The organism is Cellulomonas sp. Root485, assembly GCF_001426705.1.
GTDB lineage: Bacteria > Actinomycetota > Actinomycetes > Actinomycetales > Cellulomonadaceae > Cellulomonas.
In genome coordinates this window covers 753431-772019 of record NZ_LMFC01000001.1, presented here as the reverse complement: position 1 = coordinate 772019, position 18589 = coordinate 753431, and the positions used below count along the sequence as shown (strand labels likewise).

Genomic DNA, 18589 nt, shown 5'->3' with positions numbered 1-18589 from the left:
AGACCGGGGGCGGGCTTCGGTGCTGTCAGCGCTTGCGCTGCTGCTTGGCGGCCTTGCGACGTGCCTCGCGGTTGGCCTCGCCGTCGGCGGCGGCCGGACGGGGACCGGCGTTCTTGCCGCCGGCCTCGCCGCGTGTCACCACCGCGCCGTCACCGTCCACCGAGGGGGCGCTGTACTGCAGCGGAGCGCGCTGCTCGGGGCCGTCGATGCCCTTGGCCACCAGCTTGCCCGGCGTGGGGCCGTCGGAGACGGACCGCGGCAGCGCGGCCTGCGCGCCCGCGCTGGCTGCCGCAGCCACCGCGGAGTCCGCCGTCACCGCGGGGGGTGCGTCCGGGGCAGCGACCTGGACCTCCAGGTTGTAGAGGAACCCGACCGTCTCCTCCTTGATGGCGTCCGTCATCGCGTTGAAGAGCTGGTAGCCCTCGCGCTGGTACTCCACGAGCGGGTCGCGCTGAGCCATCGCGCGCAGGCCGATGCCCTCCTTGAGGTAGTCCATCTCGTAGAGGTGCTCACGCCACTTGCGGTCGAGGACCGACAGGGTCACGCGCCGCTCGAGCTGACGCATGTTCTCCGAGCCGATCTGCTCCTCGCGCTCCGCGTAGGCGTGCTCGGCGTCGGAGAGGATCTCCCGCTCGATGAGGTCGGCGGACAGCCGCGTGGGGCCGCCGGCCTGCTCGACGACCTCGTCCGGGGTGATCGAGACGGGGTAGACCGCCTTCAGGGCGGTCCACAGCGCGTCGAGGTCCCAGTCCTCCGGCCGACCCTCGGTGGTGGCGCCGGTGATGTAGGCCGTGAGCACGTCGGAGCGGAAGTGCCGGACCTGCTCGTGCAGGTCCTCGCCCTCCAGCACGCGGCGGCGCTGCTCGTAGATGACGACGCGCTGCCGGGACATGACGTCGTCGTACTTCAGCACGTTCTTGCGGATCTCGAAGTTGCGCGACTCGACCTGCGACTGCGCCGACTGGATGCCGCGCGTCACGATCTTCGACTCGAGCGGCATGTCCTCCGGGAACCCGGCGCGCGTCATCATCGACTCCGCGAGCGAGGAGTTGAACAGACGCATCAGGTCGTCCTGCATCGAGAGGTAGAACCGGGACTCGCCCGGGTCACCCTGCCGGCCGGAGCGACCACGCAGCTGGTTGTCGATGCGCCGCGACTCGTGCCGCTCGGTGCCGAGCACGTAGAGCCCGCCCAGCTCGACGACCTCGTCGTGCTCCGCGGCGACGGCCTCCTTGGCCGCCTCGAGCGCGGCGGGCCAGGCGGCCTCGTACTCCTCCGGCTGCTCGGCCGGCTCGAGACCACGGGCGGCAAGGTCCGCGACAGCCATGAACTCGGCGTTGCCGCCGAGCATGATGTCGGTCCCACGACCGGCCATGTTCGTCGCGACCGTGACGGCACCCTTGCGGCCGGCCTGCGCGATGATCGACGCCTCACGCGCGTGCTGCTTGGCGTTGAGGACCTCGTGCGGCACGCCTTGCTTCTTCAGCTTGGACGAGAGCAGCTCGCTCTTCTCGACGCTGGTGGTCCCCACGAGCACCGGCTGACCGTGCGCGTGCCGCTCGACGATGTCCGCCACGACGGCGTCGAACTTGCCGTCCTCGCTCTTGTAGACGAAGTCGCGCTGGTCGATGCGCTGCATGTCGCGGTTGGTCGGGATGGGGACGACGCCCAGCTTGTACGTGCCCTGAAACTCGGCCGCCTCGGTCTCGGCCGTACCGGTCATCCCCGAGAGCTTGCCGTACAGGCGGAAGTAGTTCTGCAGCGTGATCGTGGCGAGCGTCTGGTTCTCGGCCTTGATGGCCACGCCCTCCTTCGCCTCGATCGCCTGGTGCATGCCCTCGTTGTAGCGACGGCCCGGCAGGATGCGGCCGGTGTGCTCGTCGACGATCAGCACCTCGCCGTTCATCACCACGTAGTCCTTGTCGCGCTTGAACAGCTCCTGCGCCTTGATGGCGTTGTTGAGGAAGCCGATCAGCGGCGTGTTGAGGGACTCGTAGAGGTTGTCGATGCCGAGGTAGTCCTCGACGCGCTCGATGCCGGGCTCCAGCACACCGACCGTGCGCTTCTTCTCGTCGACCTCGTAGTCGCGCTCGGCCTGCAGGCGGCGGACCACCTTGGCGAACTCGGCGTACCAGCGGTTGGCGTCGCCCGCGGCGGGGCCCGAGATGATCAGCGGGGTCCGCGCCTCGTCGATGAGGATCGAGTCGACCTCGTCGACGATCGCGAAGTTGTGGCCGCGCTGGACGAGCTCGTCGGTGCTCCACGCCATGTTGTCGCGCAGGTAGTCGAAGCCGAACTCGTTGTTGGTGCCGTACGTGATGTCGCACGCGTACTGCTTTCGCCGCGTGGCCGGGTCCTGGTTGGACAGGATCACGCCGCTGGTCAGCCCGAGGAAGCGGTAGACGCGTCCCATGAGGTCCGACTGGTAGCTGGCCAGGTAGTCGTTGACCGTGACGACGTGCACGCCGTCGCCCGACAGGGCGTTGAGGTACGCGGGCGCCGTCGCGACGAGGGTCTTGCCCTCACCGGTCTTCATCTCGGCGATGTTGCCCAGGTGCAGGGCGGCACCACCCATGAGCTGCACGTCGAAGTGGCGCTGGCCGAGCGTGCGCCGGGCCGCCTCGCGGACCGTGGCGAACGCCTCGGCGAGGAGGTCGTCCAACGTCTCGCCCTCCGCGAGCCGGGCGCGGAAACGGTCGGTCTCCTCGCGCAGCTCGGCGTCGGACAGCGCGACGAAGCTGTCCTCCAGGGCGTTGACCTGCTGGGCGATGCCCGACAGCTTCTTGACGATCCGGCCTTCACCGAGGCGCAGGACCTTCTCGAGGATCGCTGGCACGCACTACTCCCGACGTGTTCGCACTCCGGGCGCGCGCGGCGTCGGAGCGGCTGAGGTGACCGGCCGCACGGCCGGGCGCGTCCATCGTAGGCGAGCCTGCGCGGCGTGGGCGAAGAACGACCACCGCAGCCGCCAGCAGGACGGCGCCGATCACTCCGGCGAGGCCGAGGCGCTCGTCGCGCAGCACGACCGCACCGACGGTCGCGGTCAGCGGCTCGAGCAGGGCGAGCAGGGCGGCGGTCGTCGCGGGGACGTGCCGCAGGCCCGTGAAGTAGGCGCTGTAGGCCGCCGCGGTGGGCACCACGGCCAGGTAGGCGAGCAGCACCCAGCCCTGCGCGTCGGACGGGAGATCAAGGCCAGGGAGGCCCGGACCGGCCACCGCGGCGACCGGCAGCAACAGGATTCCGCCGAGCGTGAACGACGTCGCCGTCAGCGGCAACGGACCCAGTCCGGGCACGCTGCGGCGGTTCAGCCCGGTCATCGTCGCGAACGCGGCGGCCGCCACGAGCGCGAGCAGGGCGCCGCCCGCCGTCCCCGGTCCGGCGGCGTCCGACGGGCCCACCAGGAGCACGAGGCCCCCCAGCGCCAGCCCGAGCGCCACCAGCGTATGCGGCGACGGCAGCCGTCGGGCGGCCACGGCGGTGCCCACGGCCACGAGCAGCGGAGCCGCCCCGAGGGCGACCAGCGTGGCGACGGCCACGCCGGCGCGCTGGACCGCCGCGAAGTACGCAGCCTGGTAGACCGCGGCGAGCACGGCGGTCTCCACCACGAGCAGGACCACCGGACGGGTCCGGGCGAGGCCGCGCAGCGCGCCGGCCGCAGCGAGCGCCAGCAGCAGCACTCCCCCGCCGCCGAGCAGCCGGTAGGCGGCGACGGTCAGCGGTGGCAGACCCGCGGCGTCGGCGAGCGCTGCTCCGGCCAGACCACCCGTCCCCCACAGCACCCCGCCGAGCGCGACGAGCGCGAAGTCGCGTGGCCGCGTCTCGTGCGTCACGCCGACCGGACAGCGAGCGCCAGGTCCGGTGCGAGGTCTCCGCGCAGCAGCCCGTCCCGGTCGCCGACGACGATGTCTTCCAGGCCGAGCCACCCGGCCAGCTCGCGCAGCTCGGCCGCCAGCGGCTCCACCACGTCGGCGTCCGGCACCGTCGAACCCGTGGCACGGTGCGCGGCGAGCACGCGCAGGATCCCCGCCTGGCGGTCGGCCTTGAGGTCCACCAGCGCGGGCAGCGACTCCCCGAGCAGGAACGGCAGGACGTAGTACCCCCAGACGCGCTTGGGCTCGGGGGTGTAGATCTCGATGCGGTAGCGCAGGCCGAAGAGCGCCTCCAGGCGCCGGCGCTCGAACACCAGCGGGTCGAACGGGTTGAGCAGGGCGCGACCGGTGGCCCGACGGGGCAGGTCGGCGTCCCGGTGCCGCCACACGGGCCCCTGGTTCCAGCCGTCGACGACGACCTCCTGCAGCACGCCCTCCTCGACCAGGTCGGCGATCGCGGGCACCACGCGGGACTCCTTGATGCGGAAGTAGTCGGCGATGCTGCGCAGCGTGCCGATGCCGTGCGCACGCGCACCGATCTCGGTCAGCGCCCGGACCGCGTCCTCGTCCGACGGCTCCGGACGGGCCAGCACGTCAGGCGGGAGCACCCGGCTGGTCAGGTCGTAGCGACGCTCGAACGCGCTGTTGCGGCCCGCCGACGTGATCTCGCCGGTGAAGAACAGGAACTCGAGCACGCGCTTGGCCACCGACCAGTTCCACCCCCACTCCCCGCGGGTGGTCGGGTGGTCGGCCTCGAAGTCCTCCTGCACCTGCCGTGCGGTGACCGGGCCGCGTTCGGCGATGATGGCGCGGATCTCCTCGACGAGCGGCGAGTGCTTCATCGGCACCTCCGCGATCGCGCCCCAGGCCTGGTCGAGGTAGGCGCGCTGCCGCCAGCCCAGCAGCCGGAACGTCTCGGGCGGCACGTACGACGCCATGTGGGCCCACGTCTCGACGAGGCGGCGCGGCGCGGCACCCGATGCCCGGTCGAGGAGCGCCGGGTCGTAGGCACCGAGCCGGGAGAAGGCCGGCAGGAGATGCGCCCGGGCGAGCACGTTGACCGAGTCGATCTGCAGCACCCCGAGCCGGTCCACCACCTGCTGGAACTGCCGCATGGTCGGCTCCGCGCCGCGCACCGGGCGAGGGCGGTCGAGGCCCTGCGCACGCAGCGTGATGCGACGGGCCTGCGACAGGGTGAGGCGTTCGGCTCCCGGGGAGGTCACGCGCCCATCCTGCCGTGCGCCACCGACACGACGACGCCCGGCCGGTCGGGTCGACCGGGCCGGGCGTCGTCGTCGATCGAGGCTGTCAGCCGCCGACCGCCGCCAGCGGTGCTGCGGTCACCGCGGCGTCGAGCTTGATCACGCCGTAGCTCCACCCTCGTCTGCGGTACGCGACGGACGGCTGGGCGGTCTCGGCGTCGATGAACAGGAAGAAGTCGTGCCCGACGAGCTCCATCTCGTAGAGCGCGTCGTCGACGGTCATCGGCTGCGCCTGGTGGACCTTCTCGCGGATGACGACGGGCGAGTCACCGAGCGTCGTCTCGACCGCGGCGTCCGGGTCGACCGGTGCGGGCGCAGCCGGTTCCGGCTCGGGCGGACGCACGTCGACCGGGGCGATCGGAGTGTGGTTGCGGTGGTCCTTGCGCCGGTCACGCGTCCGCCGCAGCCGCTCGAGGAGCTTCCCGAGAGCCAGGTCCAGGGCCGCGTACCTGTCGTCCGCGCACGCCTCGGCGCGGATCACGGGCCCGCGGTCGACCACGGTGAGCTCGACGCGCTCACTGCTGCCTGCCTGGCGGGGGTTCGTCTCGTGCGACACGACGACATCGATGCGCTGGGCGCGGGGGGCCAGCTGCTCGACTTTCGCGAGCTTCTGCTCGACGTGCGCCCGGTACTTCGGGAGCACCTCGGTGTGCCGGCCGGCAACCACGATCTCCATGTGAGCCTCCTGAGAGGGTCAGGGGCGGGTCGTGCCCGCCCGAGGGTGACAGTGCGATGGGCTGCCCCAGGGGGCAGTCGGGCGGCGTCACCTCCTCCCGCGGCCAGCCCGGTCGACCCGGTGGGGGGTCGGACCCTGCGTGCCGTCGGCTCAGGACCCCACGCTAACCCCGCACCCGTCCCCGAACCACCCGCCCGGGCCATGGATCACCCTGTGAGTCTCCTGGACGGGGTGGCAGGCGCGGCGCGCCGTGCGGACGGGGGGTCGAGGCGAGGGTCACGGCGCCGACGACGTGGGCACCCGCGCGCTCGAGCGCGGACCGGCACGCGGCGACGGTCGCGCCGGTGGTGAGCACGTCGTCCACGACGAGGACGGGACGGCCGGTCAGACGGGCCACGTGCCGCGCCGGGACCCGGACGTGACCGGCGAGGTTCCGGCTGCGCTCCCGGGCACCGAGACCGACCTGGTCGTGACCCCGCGTACGGGCGAGCACCGGCGCCGCGGCGGCAGGTACACCCCCGGTCACGAGACCGTCCGCGAGCCCCGTCGCGAGCGCGTCCACGAGGTTGCCGCCCCGGCGTCGGCGCGCCGCGGCCGTCGACGGGCAGGGCACCACCAGCAACGGGCCCGCACCGAGGTCGGCGCCCAGTGCGCCTCCGGCGCGTGCGAGCGCAGCCGCGAACGGGCGCGTGAGGTCGAGCCGCCCGCGGTCCTTCCACGCGATCACCGCCCGCCGCACGTGGCCGGTGCAGTCGGCGAGCGTCCAGACCGGCAGCGGCCCGGAGCCGTCCAGGCGGTCGAGCCGCGGGGCACGGTCCTCGCAGCGCCACAGTCCACCCGCGAGGCGGTGCGCGCAGGACGGGCACCACGCGACGTCGTCGAGCCCGCAGCCCGCGCACTCGACCGGGACGAGCAGACCGAGCAGCTCACGCAGGAACGTCATGGGCGGAGCATGCGCGCGTGCGCCGCCGAGCTCGGAGCGGCCTGGGGACGATCGTGGGCTGTGGACGGCTCGTCAGCCCGGGAAGGACGGGTACGACGCACCCGACACGCCCAGGATCTGCGCCCAGGTGGAGCCGACGAACCGTCGCAGCTCGCCGGCGGTCGTCGTGACGTAGATGACCGGGCTGCCGGCGAGGTCGGCCAGGTCGGCGACCTCGGGCAGCACCCTCGTCGGCCCGGCGACGGGGACGAGGTGCACGGTCGCGTTGCCGCTCGACCGTCCGACGACCGCGAGCGTCGACTCGTCGGACCAGACCACCGACGACGCGTCCACGAGCGACGCGCCCGCACGCACCGGGGACCCCAGCTGCTGCGGGGCACCCGACTCGTCACGCGTGATCGCGGCGACGTCGACCTGGACGCCGTCGCCGCCTGCGGAGACGACCGCGATCCGCACCCCGTCGCGCGCCACGCGGACCCCCCGCACCGACCGGCCCTCGAGCCAGTCGGCGGTGACCTGCACCGGCTGGGCACCCGCACGTGCCGCGAGGAGGCCGGTGGAGGGCTGCGCCGTCCAGGCCCAGTCGAAGCGGTCGACCGACGGTGCCACCAGGCCCGAACCGCTGACGAGCTCCTGCGGGCCGACCTCCGTGGTCGGCACCGTGGTCAGCGTGCCGGGGCCGGACAGCATGACCCGCACCGAACCGTCCTCGTTGCGCGCGGGACTGCGCGGGTCGAGCCCGTCGAGAGGGTCGAGGCCGGGCACGGGCTTGATCTCGCCGTCGACGAGCGCGACGAGGCGGTCGTCCTGCACGAGCTCGAGGTTCCCCGGCGGACCGGAGCCGCTCTCCAGGTTCGCCGAACCCTCCAGCGGCACGTCCCGGGCGTACACCTGCACCGAGCTGATCCCCCGGACGGGTCGCAGGCTCGCCTCGATCTGGGCGATCAGCAGGTCACGGTCCGCGCGGGTCACGGCGAGCGCGGGCTCCAGCCGGACCGACGCCACACCGTCCTTGTCATCGATGAGCACGGCTTCCGGGTTGAGCTCGACGCCGTCGGGCACCGCCGTCACGACCGCGTCCTGCAACCAGGCCGACGGCCCGGCGAGCAGCTCGCTGACGATGGACGTGCTCAGGTTCTTCTCCGGGAACCACCGCTCCTCGGGGACCAGGAACTTCTGGTCCGGCGAGACGAAGTAGAGCGACGCCGCGCGGTACAGGCGGGCGAAGTCCTCCTGCTGGAGGATCAGGCCGGGCGGGGTCGCGGCGATCCGCCACTCGTCGGCGTCGTTGCGGACCATCCCGAACGTCACGGACTCGCGACCGTCCGGCGGCGCCTCCGCATACACCCCGCTCTCGCCGACGCGAGCCTCGACGGGGACGTCGATGGTCACCTCGGTCTCGGTCGTCGTGGGTGCCGGCTCGACGGGTCCGGAGACCAGGACACCGGCAGTCGGGTCCCAGGTGGCCTTCGCCTCGCCCGCGAGGTACTCCCGGGCGGTCCCGAAGTTGTCGGTGAAGCCCGCGGCGCCCGCGGCGAGGAAGCCGTCGACGATCTCGGTCGGGGTGTCACCCGGCTGCGGCCCCTCGGCGAGCACGTCGATCTCCGACGGCTCGGTGACCTCGGTGTCGCCCTCCTGGACCGGTCCGGACGTCGGGATGGCGGTACAGGCCGCGAGGACGGCGACCGCGCCGAGAGCGACGGCGGTGCGACGGAGCCGGCGCGCGATCATCGGACCTCCTGCCGCTCGTCGTCGGACGCCGCGGCGTCGAGGTCGTCGGACCCCATGTCGGGGAGCGCGGCGGGGTCGTTGTGGGGGCGCACGACGACGCGCAGCGCACCGGTGATCGGCGACTCGTCGGGCTGCAGCGGCAGCGGTGACGCGGTGAGCCGGATGCCCGCCCGCCGCGGGAGGGTGAGCCTGAAGCTCGCACCGCGGCCGGGCCGGCCCCACGCCTCCAGCCACCCGCCGTGCAGGTGGGCGTCCTCCAACGAGATGGCGAGGCCGAGCCCCGTGCCGCCCGTCGTCCGGGCCCGCGCCGGGTCGGCCCGCCAGAAGCGGTCGAACACGTGCGCGGCCTCGTCCGGCGTCATGCCGACGCCCCGGTCCCGGACGGTGACGGCGACGGCGTGCGCGTCCGCGCCCACGGTGACCTCGACGGTGCTGCCCTCCGCGTGCTCGACGGCGTTGACCAGGAGGTTGCGCAGGATCCGCTCGACGCGGCGGGGGTCGATGTCCGCGACGCAGCGCTCCTCGGGCACGACGACGTGCAGCCAGGCACCGCGGCGCTCGGCGAGCGGGGCGGCGTGGTCGACGGCCTGGATCACGACGTCGCGCACGTCGCGGCCCTCGGCGTCCAGCACCGCGGCGCCGGCGTCGAACCGGCTGATCTCCAGCAGGTCCGCCAGCAGGTCCTCGAAGCGGTCGAGCTGGGTCTGCAGCAGCTCCGCCGAGCGCTTCGCGGCAGGGTCGAAGTCCGCTCGCGACGCGTGGATGACCTCGCCGGCCATCCGGATGGTGGTCAGCGGGGTCCGCAGCTCGTGCGAGACGTCCGAGACGAACCGCCGCTGCAGCGTGGACAGCTCCTCCATGCGGTGGATCTGGTCCTGGAGGCTGTCGGCCATCTCGTTGAACGAGCGGGCCAGCGTGGCCATCTCGTCCTCGCCCTTCTCCGGCATGCGTTCCGACAGGTGCCCGTCGGCCAGCCGCTCGGCGACCTCCGCGGCGCGGCGCACCGGCCGGACCGTCTGCCGGGTGACCAGCCACGTCATGCTGCCCAGCAGCACGACCAGGGCGACCGCCGCCAGGCCCAGCGTGCGCTGGAGGAAGTCGAGCCGGTCCTGCTCGGACTGCAGGCTGTACAGGAAGAAGAGCTGGTACGTCCCGTCCACCGGCACGGTCACGTCCTGCCCCACCATCACCCCGGGCGAGACGCCACCGGTCTCCCGCGGGATCGCGACGGACTGCCAGTGCTGCCCACCCTCCGCCGTCGCCAGGCGCAGCTCGCGGCTGACGAGCGGGACGAGGGCCTGGTCCGACGCCGCACCGGGGATGAACATGTCGCCGCCCTGCTGGCCGGGTGCCCGCAGCAGGAACACCTCGCGTCGGTCCGACCCCCCGGTGCGCTGCGCGCGCGCGACGTCACCCTTGAGCCGTTGCACGTCGGGGCTGGTCGCCGCGGTCGAGTTGTCGAACGTGGCCTGCGCCTGGAGCGTGGACCGGGCGCTCTCCTGGAGGACCTGCTGGAGCCGGTCGTTGAAGAGACCGTCGGCCGTGCGGGCGCTCACGTAGGCGCCGATGAGCGTGAGCGCGACCAGACCGATCGCCAGCGTGGAGGTGATGACGCGGATCTGCAGTGACGAGCGCCAGGCCCGCGTCCACGAGCGCACCCGGCGCCGCGACCGTGCCCGGAGCAGCCGCCAGGCGCCGCTCACCCGCACAGGGCTGCTCCGTGCGACCTCACGTCGAGGCCACGCCCGCCTTGTAGCCGACGCCGCGGACGGTGACGACGATCTCGGGCTGCTCGGGATCGTTCTCGATCTTCGAGCGCAGACGCTGCACGTGGACGTTCACCAGACGGGTGTCGGCGGCGTGCCGGTACCCCCACACCTTCTCCAGCAGCACCTCGCGCGTGAACACCTGCCACGGCTTGCGGGCGAGCGCCACCAGCAGGTCGAACTCCAGCGGCGTGAGCGAGACGGGCCGGCCGGCGCGCGCGACCCGGTGGCCGGGCACGTCGATCGTCACGTCGCCGATCGTCAGGTGCTCGGGCGCGGGCTCGTCGCTGCGGCGCAGGCGGGCACGCACGCGCGCGACGAGCTCCTTGGGCTTGAACGGCTTCGAGATGTAGTCGTCCGCCCCGGACTCCAGCCCGAGCACCACGTCGACCGTGTCGCTCTTGGCCGTGAGCATGACGATCGGCACGCCCGACTCGGCGCGGATCTGCCGGCAGACCTCGTTGCCGTCCTTGCCCGGCAGCATGAGGTCGAGCAGGACGAGGTCCGGCTGCGTGGCTCGGAACACACCGATCGCCTCGTCGCCGTCCTCGCAGAACACCGGGTCGAAACCCTCCGACCGCAGCACGATGCCGATCATCTCGGCCAGCGCGGTGTCGTCGTCGACCACCAGCACGCGTCCCTTCATGGCGGCATTCTCGCACCGCAGGGGCCCGGACCTGGGCCACCTGGCCCTGCGACGTGTCCCGACCTCCACAGATCACCCGGTCGCGCGTCCCGGGACCCGGTCGCCGTGGCACGATGATTCCTCCGTGGGGGGCCCGACGACGGCGCCCCGGACCGCCTGCACCACGACAGCCGAGGAGCCGCGCTCGCATGACGAGCCCGCACGACGACGCGCCGCGACCGCCCTCCTGGGCGGCTCCCGCCGGCCCGGGAGCACCGCCGCCGCAGACCGTGCCGCAACCCGGCCCGCCCGTCGCACCGCCCCCGCCGCCGCCGTCGGGCTGGGGCCAGCAGCCGCCGGGCGGGCAGGGGTCGTGGAGCCCTGCCGCGCCGCCACCGCCCGGGCTGTCCTGGCGCCCGCAGGCGCTCCAGCCGGGGATCATCCCGCTGCGACCACTGGGGATGGGCGAGATCTACGACGGGGCCTTCCGGGCCGTCCGGGCCAACCCGCGCGTCATGTTCGGGCTCGCCGCCCTCGTGGTGACCCTCGCGGTCATCCTCCAGTCCGTCATCCAGTGGTACGTCAAGGGCATCCTCGCGCCCCAGCTGAGCGACCTCTCGGTCGACCTGGACCCGTCCGGGCAGATGGGCTTCGCCGAGCAGGTGGGCTCGTCGATCGGGCTGCTCATCGCTGCGCCGGTCACCTCGATCGCGTCCACCATCCTCACGGGCCTGCTCATCGTGTCCGTGAGCCGCTCCGTCCTGGGGCAGGTGGCCACGGTCGGTGAGGTCCTGCGCTCCTGGCGTGTCTGGCTCGTCGTCGGCTTCACGTTCCTCAGCGGGATCGTGATCCTGACCGTGCTCGCGGTCCTCGTCACGGGGGTCACCCTGCTGGCGGTCAACGACCAGGTCGCGCTCGCCGTCCTGGTCGGGCTCGGCGGTTCGCTGGCGTTCGTCGCCGCCGCCGTCTGGTTCACCACCCGGACGCTGCTGGTACCACCGGCGCTGATGCTCGAGGGCAAGAAGTTCTGGCCGACGATCGCCCGCGCGTGGCGGCTCACGCGGGGGACCTTCTGGCGCCTGTTCGGGATCTACCTGCTCACCACGATCCTGGCCGGGATCATCGCGCAGATCATCGTGTTCCCCGCCACCCTGATCGCGCAGATCGTCCTGCGCGACCCGACCGCGACGTCCTTCGGCTCGGTCGTCATCATCGGCATCGCCACGATCATCGCGTCCACCTTGTCCACCACGTTCGTGTCCTCCGTGGTCGCGCTGCTCTACATCGACGTGCGGATGCGGCGCGAAGGGCTGGACGTCGAGCTGGCCCGCGCCGCAGAGAGCACCGCGTGAGCGTGCTGGTACGGGTGGTCAGCGGTGTCCCCGTCGACCCTGACGCCGAGACGGCCCGGCGCTGGGCCACCGAGGAGCTGCTCGACCCCGTGTACCACGAGCAGCGATCGCTGCTCAGCCGCCTGGTGGACTGGATCGCCGAGCTGCTCGCCGGTCTGCGGACCCCGGCCGCGTTCGACCCGTTCGCCGTCCTCGCGGTGGTCGGGGTGATCGTGGCGGTCGTCGTGATCGCGTTCCTCGTGGCCGGCCCCGTGCGGGTCGCCCGCCGTGGCCGCTCCGACCGGAGCGTCCTGGCGGACGACGACCTGCGCACGGCCGCCGAGATCCGGGCCGCCGCGGACGCCGCTGCCGCCGCCGGTGACTGGGCGACCGCCGTGCTCGAACGGTTCCGCGCGATCGTCCGCGGGCTCGAGGAGCGGGCGGTGCTCGACGAGCGGGCGGCCCGGACCGCGCACGAGGCAGCGCTGGCCGCCGCCGCCCGGCTGCCGGCGCTCGCCTCGGAGCTGGTCGCCGCGGGCCGCACGTTCGACGACGTCGCGTACGGCGACGAACCCGCGACCGCGCAGGACGAGACGCGTCTGCGCGGGCTCGACGCCCGTGTGCAGGACGCGCGCGCCACGACCGGCACCGAGCCCGCCGACCTGAGCGTGGCGGCGCCCCGATGAGCACACCCGTGGTGACGGTGCACGACGCGGTCGTCGGCGACGGCACCTCGACCCGCAGCAGGTCGGCCCGGCGCTGGCGGCGTGCCCGGTTGCCGCTCGCTCTGCTGGCACTCGTCGTGGTCGCAGGCATCCTGTCGGCGCTGCCCGAGCCGCGGACCTCGACGCTGACCCTCGCTCCGGACAACCCGGGCGACCTGGGGGCCCGGGCGGCGGCGCAGATCCTCGGCCGCGAAGGGGTGGACGTCCGGTACGTCCGTCGCATCGCCGACGTGCAGGCGCTCGCGGTCCCGGGCTCGACGGTGCTCGTCGTCGGTGACTACCTGCTCACGGACGAGCAGGTCGACGCCCTGGGGGCCACCGAGGCGGACCTGGTGCTCGTCGACGCCGGGTGGGCGCTGGGCGTGCTCACCCCCGCGCTCGCGTCGAGCGGGGAGTACGACGCAGCACCCGACGTCCGTACCGCGCAGTGCGACGACCCGGACGCGGTCGCCGCCGGCACCATCACGGCGAGCGGCGGCCTGCTGGGCATCGGGCCCGGCGCGGTCGTCTGCTTCCCCGCTCCGGGCACGACGACGGACCAGGGCGGCTCCTACGCCGTGGTCGAGTCCGACGGTCGCCGGGTGGTCGCGGTCTCCGACATGGCGCCCTTCACCAACGAGCACCTCGCCGAGCAGGGCAACGCCGCGCTCGTCCTGCGCGCGCTCGGCCGGCACGAGCGGCTCGTCTGGTACATCCCGTCGCTGGACGACGTGGGCGCCGGTGGCGGGACCGAGCCCGCGCCCGGCGAGCTCCTGCCGCCGGTGGTCACGATCCTCGCGCTGCAGCTCCTGCTCGTGGTGGTGGTCACCGCGCTGTGGCGCGGACGCCGGCTGGGTCGCCTCGTCACCGAGCGGCTGCCGGTGGTGGTCCGCGCGGGCGAGACCACCCGGGGCCGCGGACGCCTCTACCGGCGCGGCCGTTCCTACGGGCACGCCGCCGCCGCCCTGCGTGCCGGGACGGCCGCCCGCAGCGCGGGTCGGCTCGGCCTGCCGCGCTCCGCGGCCGCGCCGCTCGTCGTCGACGCGATCTCCCGTGCGACCGGGCGCCGCGCGGCGGACGTCGAGGCACTCCTGTACGGACCACCACCGACCGACGACCGCGGGCTGGCCCAGCTGGCCCGTGACCTGGACCATCTCGAGAGCGAGGTTCACCGACCGTGAGCGACCAGAGCCCCTCGTGGGGCGCGACCGCACCCACCGTCCCGCCGCACCAGCCGTCCGAGGAGCTCCGTGCTGCCCTGGGGGCCGTGCGCACCGAGGTCGCCAAGGCGGTCGTCGGGCAGGACGCCGCCGTCAGCGGCCTGGTCATCGCGCTGCTGTGCCGTGGCCACGTGCTGCTCGAGGGTGTCCCCGGGGTCGCCAAGACGCTGCTCGTGCGGGCGCTGTCGGCCGCGCTCGACCTGGAGACCAAGCGGGTCCAGTTCACCCCGGACCTCATGCCCGGCGACGTGACGGGCTCGTTGGTGTACGACGCCCGTACCGCCGAGTTCTCCTTCCGCGCGGGCCCGGTGTTCACCAACCTGCTGCTGGCGGACGAGATCAACCGCACGCCGCCGAAGACGCAGGCGTCGCTGCTCGAGGCGATGGAGGAGCGCCAGGTGTCGATCGACGGCACCCCGCACCTGCTGCCCGACCCGTTCCTCGTCATCGCGACGCAGAACCCCGTCGAGTACGAGGGCACGTACACCCTGCCGGAAGCGCAGCTCGACCGGTTCCTGCTCAAGCTGGTGCTGCCGATGCCGGAGCGCCACGAGGAGATCGAGGTGCTGTCCCGGCACGCCGCCGGCTTCGACCCGCGCGACCTCGCCGGCGCCGGGCTGCGCGCCGTGGCGTCGCCGGAGATGCTGGCGCGCGCCCGGGCGGAGGTCGGCCGCGTGCAGGTGGCTCCCGAGGTCCTCGGCTACGCCGTCGACGTGTGCCGTGCCACCCGTCAGTCGCCGTCGCTCTCGCTGGGTGTCTCCCCGCGTGGCGCCACCGCGCTGCTGGCGACGTCCCGCGCGTGGGCGTGGCTGTCCGGTCGCGGCTACGTGACACCGGACGACATCAAGGCGCTGGCACACCCCACGCTGCGTCACCGCGTCCAGCTGCGTCCCGAGGCCGAGCTCGAGGGCGTCAGCACGGAGAGCGTCCTCGACACCGTGCTCGCGTCCGTCCCCGTCCCCCGCTGACGTGGCCGTCACCTGGCGCGCGGTCGTCCTCTCCGCGCTCGGCCTGCCGGTGGTGCTGCTCGTGCCCGCCGGCGGCACGGTGCTGCTGTGGACGCTGCTCGTCGTGGTCGCGTGCGTCGTGGACGTGGCGCTCGCCGCGTCCCCCCGGCAGGTCGCGATCCGTCGCGAGGTGCCGGCCTCGGTCCGCCTCACCGAGCCGGCGACGTCCACGCTCACCCTGACCAACCGGAGCACGCGCCGGCTCCGGGCGCTCGTGCGCGACGCGTGGCCCCCGTCGACGGGGGCGCAGTCGGACCGGCACCGGGTGGACGTGCGGCCCGGGGACGGCGCGCGCGTCCGGACGGTCCTCGTGCCCACCCGGCGCGGCGACGCGCACGCGGACCGGGTGACGATCCGCGCGCTCGGACCCCTGGGGCTCGCGGGCCGCCAGGCCTCGCTGACCGTGCCCGGCCGGCTGCGGGTGCTGCCGGAGTTCGCCTCGCGACGCCACCTGCCCAGCCGTCTCGCGCGGCTCCGGGAGCTGGACGGGCGGGCGTCCGTGCAGGTGCGCGGCCCGGGGACCGAGTTCGACTCGCTGCGCGAGTACGTGATCGGCGACGACGTCCGCGCGATCGACTGGCGTGCGACGGCCCGGCGCTCCGACGTCGTCGTGCGCACGTGGCGTCCGGAGCGCGACCGCCGGGTCCTGATCGTGCTCGACAGCGGCCGCACGTCCGCCGTGCGCGTGCTGGACGCCCCCCGCCTCGACGCGTCGATCGAGGCGGCGCTGCTGCTCGCTGCGCTCGCCACGAAGGCGGGCGACCGCGTCGAGCTCCTCGTCTTCGACCGCCGGGTGCGCGGCCGGGTGGCCAGCGCGACGGGCGCGCGCGTGATGGCGGCGTTCGCGGACACCCTCGCCCTGGTGGAGCCCGAGCTGGTGGAGACCGACTGGCCGGGCGTCGTCGCGCAGGTCCGTCAGCGGCTGAGCCAGCGCGCCCTCGTGGTGCTGCTGACCGCGCTGGACCCGTCCGCGGTCGAACAGGGTCTGCTCGGGGTGGCCGCACAGCTCACCGATCGGCACCAGGTGGTGCTCGCGTCGGTGTCCGACCCCGAGGTGGACGCTCTGCGCACGGCTCGCACCGGTGCCGCTGCGGTGTTCGACGCGGCCGCCGCCGAGCGGGTCGGCCTCGAGCGCGCGGCCGTGGCCGTCCGGCTGCGCCAGCGCGGCGCCGAGGTGGTCGACGCGCTGCCCGACGACCTGGCGCCGCGGCTCGCCGACACGTACATCGCGCTGAAGGCAGCCGGGCGGCTCTGACGGGCGTCGGGGGCTCCGGATAGGTTTCCCGGTGTGCCCGACCTGCTCACTCGTCCCCAGCTGAACCGCGCGCTGCTCGCCCGCCAGCACCTGCTCGAGCGCAGCCCCGGGTCCGGGCTGGAGATGGTCGACCATCTGGTGGGCCTGCAGGCGCAGAACGCGTGGTCGCCGTACGTCGGGCTGTGGAGCCGGGTCGCGGGGTTCCGCACCGAGGAGCTCGCTGCGGCCTTCTGGGACCGGTCCGTCACCCGGATCGCGGTGATGCGCAGCACGATCCACCTCGTCACGGCGGCCGACGCCCTGCTGCTGCCGGGCCTGGTCGCCCCGCTGCACGCCAAGGACCTCCTGGTCAACGCTCAGCACAGTGCAGCGCTGCGCACGCTCGACGTCACCGAGGTCACTGCCGCCGCGAGGGCGCTGGTCGAGGAGGAGCCGCGTGTCACCACGGAGCTGGGCCGTCTGCTCGCGCAGCGGTGGCCGGACGTCGCACCGAGCACGCTCGCCTACGCGGCCCGCGGGACGCTGCCCCTCGTCCAGGTCCCGCCGAGAGGCGTGTGGGGGCGGTCCGGCGCGACGACGTGGACGACGGCCTGGACGTGGTTCGGCCCGGAGCAGGCCGCCGCTGCTCCCGACCTGACCGACCCGGGCGTGCTCGCCGCCGAGCAGGAGCGGCTCGTCCGGCGCTACCTGGCCGCGTTCGGCCCGGCGTCCGTCGCGGACCTGCAGAACTGGTCGGGGCTCACCGGCATGCGCGCCGTGGTGGACCGCCTGGACCTGGTCCGGTACCGCGCCGAACCGTCCCCGGGTGCCGTGCGCGAGCGGGAGGTCCTCGACCTGCCCGGGCTGCCGCTGCCCGACCCGGACGTCCGGGCGCCCGTGCGCTTCCTGGCCGACTACGACAACGTCCTGCTCGGCCACGCCGACCGCACCCGGATCATCTCGCCCGAGCACCGCCCGTACCTGGCCAGCCCGAACGGCGTCGTCCCGGCGACGTTCCTGCTGGACGGACGCGTCGCGGGCACCTGGGACGTCCCCCGGGACCCCAAGGTGCGCGGACCGGTGACGCTCACGGTGCGGCCGTTCGCGCGTCCGACCGCCGAGCAGCGCGACGAGCTCCAGGCGGAGGCGGAGGCGCTCGTCGAGCTCATGGCCTCGACGGCCGACCAGCGCCGGGTCGTCGTGGTCGAGCCGGACTGACGTCAGCCCGCGGTCGCCAGCACGTAGCCCGCGCGGTCCGCCTCGAGGTCCCCGGTGTGCCCCGCCCGGACCGCCCGACGACCGAGCACCAGCGTGTACGTCCAGAACGCCACGAGCGCGACGATCCCGATGCCGACCTTGACGGCCCACGGCAGGGCAGACCCCGTGACGAACCCCTCGATCAGACCGGACACCGCGAGCACGCCCACGAGCCCGATCGCCACCGTGAACAGGGCGCGGGACTCCTGCGCGAGTGCCGTGCCGCGCGTGCGGGGGCCCGGGTCGACCCAGGTCCAGAAGATCCGCAGGCCCGCCGCCCCGGCGACGAACACGGCGGTCAGCTCGAGCAGACCGTGGGGTGCGATGAGCTGGAGGAACACGTCCAGGTGGCCGTGCGCGGCCATCATGCCGCCCGTGGCGCCCACGCTGATCGCGTTGTTGGCCAGGAACCACACGGGGCCGATACCGGTGATCCCGGTGGCGATGCAGACGGCGGTGAGGAACGCGTTGTTGGTCCACACCATCGTCGCGAAGCCCGCACCGGGCGCGTAGTACTCCGCGAACGACTTGTCGACGTACTCCTGCTGCTGGCTGGGCGTCCCCATGGACGCGAGCGCGTCGGGCTGCGTCGCCACCCAGACGCCGGCCGTCACTCCGAGCACGAGGAAGGCCACCGTGACGCCGACGGTCCACCACCGGATGCGGTAGAGGGCCGCGGGGAGCGCCACTGCGACGAAGGTGGTGACGTCACGCCAGCTCGGCTCGTGCGTGCCCGCGATGGCGGCCCGGGCCCGCCCCACGAGCATCGACAACCGGGTCACCATCTCGGGGTCCGGAGCGGCGGACCGCACGCTCGAGAGGTCCGTGGCGACGCTCTGGTAGAGGCGCACCAGCTCGTCGGCCTCGGCGCCGGTGCGGCGGCGCTGCCGGACGAGCTCGTCGAGCCGCGCCCAGTCGGTCGCGCGGGCTCGTTCGAAGGCGTCCAGGTCCATGGCGCACAGCC

General features: G+C 73.8%; 15 protein-coding genes. 6 read left to right on the top strand and 9 right to left on the bottom strand.

Features of this window, described 5'->3' with window-relative positions; genetic code table 11:
* Nucleotides 1-25: 25 nt before the first annotated feature.
* From secA to mtrA, 8 genes are all read right to left on the bottom strand, one after another.
* The gene (gene secA / locus ASD16_RS03650; RefSeq protein WP_055912950.1) at nt 26-2836 is read right to left on the bottom strand and encodes a preprotein translocase subunit SecA; all 2811 of its coding nucleotides are present in this window, start codon (nt 2834-2836) and stop codon (nt 26-28) included.
* The gene (locus tag ASD16_RS03645; RefSeq protein ID WP_055912947.1) at nt 2799-3830 is read right to left on the bottom strand and encodes an EamA family transporter; all 1032 of its coding nucleotides are present in this window, start codon (nt 3828-3830) and stop codon (nt 2799-2801) included. Before ASD16_RS03645 ends, secA begins: the two co-directional genes overlap by 38 nt.
* On the bottom strand, nt 3827-5092 hold the full coding sequence (locus tag ASD16_RS03640; RefSeq protein ID WP_055912944.1) for a winged helix-turn-helix domain-containing protein: 1266 nt from the start codon (nt 5090-5092) through the stop codon (nt 3827-3829). The genes ASD16_RS03645 and ASD16_RS03640 overlap by 4 nt, the downstream gene beginning before the upstream one ends.
* Nucleotides 5093-5177: 85 nt before the next feature.
* The gene (gene hpf / locus ASD16_RS03635) at nt 5178-5807 is read right to left on the bottom strand and encodes a ribosome hibernation-promoting factor, HPF/YfiA family (RefSeq protein ID WP_055912941.1); all 630 of its coding nucleotides are present in this window, start codon (nt 5805-5807) and stop codon (nt 5178-5180) included.
* Between the two features lie 163 nt (nt 5808-5970).
* The gene (locus ASD16_RS03630) at nt 5971-6750 is read right to left on the bottom strand and encodes a ComF family protein (protein WP_055912938.1); all 780 of its coding nucleotides are present in this window, start codon (nt 6748-6750) and stop codon (nt 5971-5973) included.
* A 72-nt stretch (nt 6751-6822) separates the two neighbouring features.
* Complete coding sequence (locus tag ASD16_RS03625) at nt 6823-8481, bottom strand: LpqB family beta-propeller domain-containing protein (RefSeq protein ID WP_055912935.1); 1659 nt, start codon at nt 8479-8481, stop codon at nt 6823-6825.
* Complete coding sequence (gene mtrB, locus ASD16_RS03620; RefSeq protein ID WP_055912932.1) at nt 8478-10190, bottom strand: MtrAB system histidine kinase MtrB; 1713 nt, start codon at nt 10188-10190, stop codon at nt 8478-8480. Before mtrB ends, ASD16_RS03625 begins: the two co-directional genes overlap by 4 nt.
* A gap of 19 nt (nt 10191-10209) precedes the next feature.
* On the bottom strand, nt 10210-10893 hold the full coding sequence (gene mtrA, locus ASD16_RS03615; RefSeq protein WP_055912929.1) for an MtrAB system response regulator MtrA: 684 nt from the start codon (nt 10891-10893) through the stop codon (nt 10210-10212).
* Between the two features lie 188 nt (nt 10894-11081).
* On the opposite strand from mtrA, the gene ASD16_RS03610 reads away from it, so the two are divergent.
* The 6 genes from ASD16_RS03610 to ASD16_RS03585 are packed head-to-tail and all read left to right on the top strand — an operon-like array spanning nt 11082 to nt 17586.
* Nucleotides 11082-12224, top strand: coding sequence for a glycerophosphoryl diester phosphodiesterase membrane domain-containing protein (locus ASD16_RS03610; RefSeq protein ID WP_055912926.1), 1143 nt, complete (start codon nt 11082-11084; stop codon nt 12222-12224).
* Nucleotides 12221-12889: a DUF4129 domain-containing protein gene (locus ASD16_RS03605; protein ID WP_055912921.1), complete on the top strand. Its 669-nt coding sequence runs from the start codon at nt 12221-12223 to the stop codon at nt 12887-12889. The genes ASD16_RS03610 and ASD16_RS03605 overlap by 4 nt, the downstream gene beginning before the upstream one ends.
* Nucleotides 12886-14088 (top strand): DUF4350 domain-containing protein, encoded by a 1203-nt coding sequence (locus tag ASD16_RS03600; protein WP_055912917.1) that lies wholly within the window; start codon nt 12886-12888, stop codon nt 14086-14088. The genes ASD16_RS03605 and ASD16_RS03600 overlap by 4 nt, the downstream gene beginning before the upstream one ends.
* Complete coding sequence (locus ASD16_RS03595; protein WP_055912914.1) at nt 14085-15095, top strand: MoxR family ATPase; 1011 nt, start codon at nt 14085-14087, stop codon at nt 15093-15095. Before ASD16_RS03600 ends, ASD16_RS03595 begins: the two co-directional genes overlap by 4 nt.
* A gap of 1 nt (nt 15096) precedes the next feature.
* The gene (locus ASD16_RS03590; RefSeq protein WP_055912911.1) at nt 15097-16389 is read left to right on the top strand and encodes a DUF58 domain-containing protein; all 1293 of its coding nucleotides are present in this window, start codon (nt 15097-15099) and stop codon (nt 16387-16389) included.
* A 33-nt stretch (nt 16390-16422) separates the two neighbouring features.
* Entirely contained in the window at nt 16423-17586 is a 1164-nt protein-coding gene (locus tag ASD16_RS03585; RefSeq protein ID WP_055912907.1) for a winged helix DNA-binding domain-containing protein, read from the top strand.
* Between the two features lie 2 nt (nt 17587-17588).
* Here the strand turns inward: ASD16_RS03585 and ASD16_RS03580 are convergent, their stop codons facing one another.
* Nucleotides 17589-18578: a stage II sporulation protein M gene (locus ASD16_RS03580; protein WP_055912903.1), complete on the bottom strand. Its 990-nt coding sequence runs from the start codon at nt 18576-18578 to the stop codon at nt 17589-17591.
* Between the last annotated feature and the right edge of the window lie 11 nt (nt 18579-18589).

Excerpts from the sequence above, each read along its gene's own strand:
- ASD16_RS03625 (WP_055912935.1), bottom strand. The coding sequence starts at position 8,481 with ATGATCGCGCGCCGGCTCCGTCGCACCGCCGTCGCTCTCGGCGCGGTC.
- hpf (WP_055912941.1), bottom strand. The coding sequence starts at position 5,807 with ATGGAGATCGTGGTTGCCGGCCGGCACACCGAGGTGCTCCCGAAGTAC.
- mtrA (WP_055912929.1), bottom strand. The coding sequence starts at position 10,893 with ATGAAGGGACGCGTGCTGGTGGTCGACGACGACACCGCGCTGGCCGAG.
- ASD16_RS03630 (WP_055912938.1), bottom strand. The coding sequence starts at position 6,750 with ATGACGTTCCTGCGTGAGCTGCTCGGTCTGCTCGTCCCGGTCGAGTGC.
- ASD16_RS03580 (WP_055912903.1), bottom strand. The coding sequence starts at position 18,578 with ATGGACCTGGACGCCTTCGAACGAGCCCGCGCGACCGACTGGGCGCGG.
- ASD16_RS03600 (WP_055912917.1), top strand. The coding sequence starts at position 12,886 with ATGAGCACACCCGTGGTGACGGTGCACGACGCGGTCGTCGGCGACGGC.
- ASD16_RS03610 (WP_055912926.1), top strand. The coding sequence starts at position 11,082 with ATGACGAGCCCGCACGACGACGCGCCGCGACCGCCCTCCTGGGCGGCT.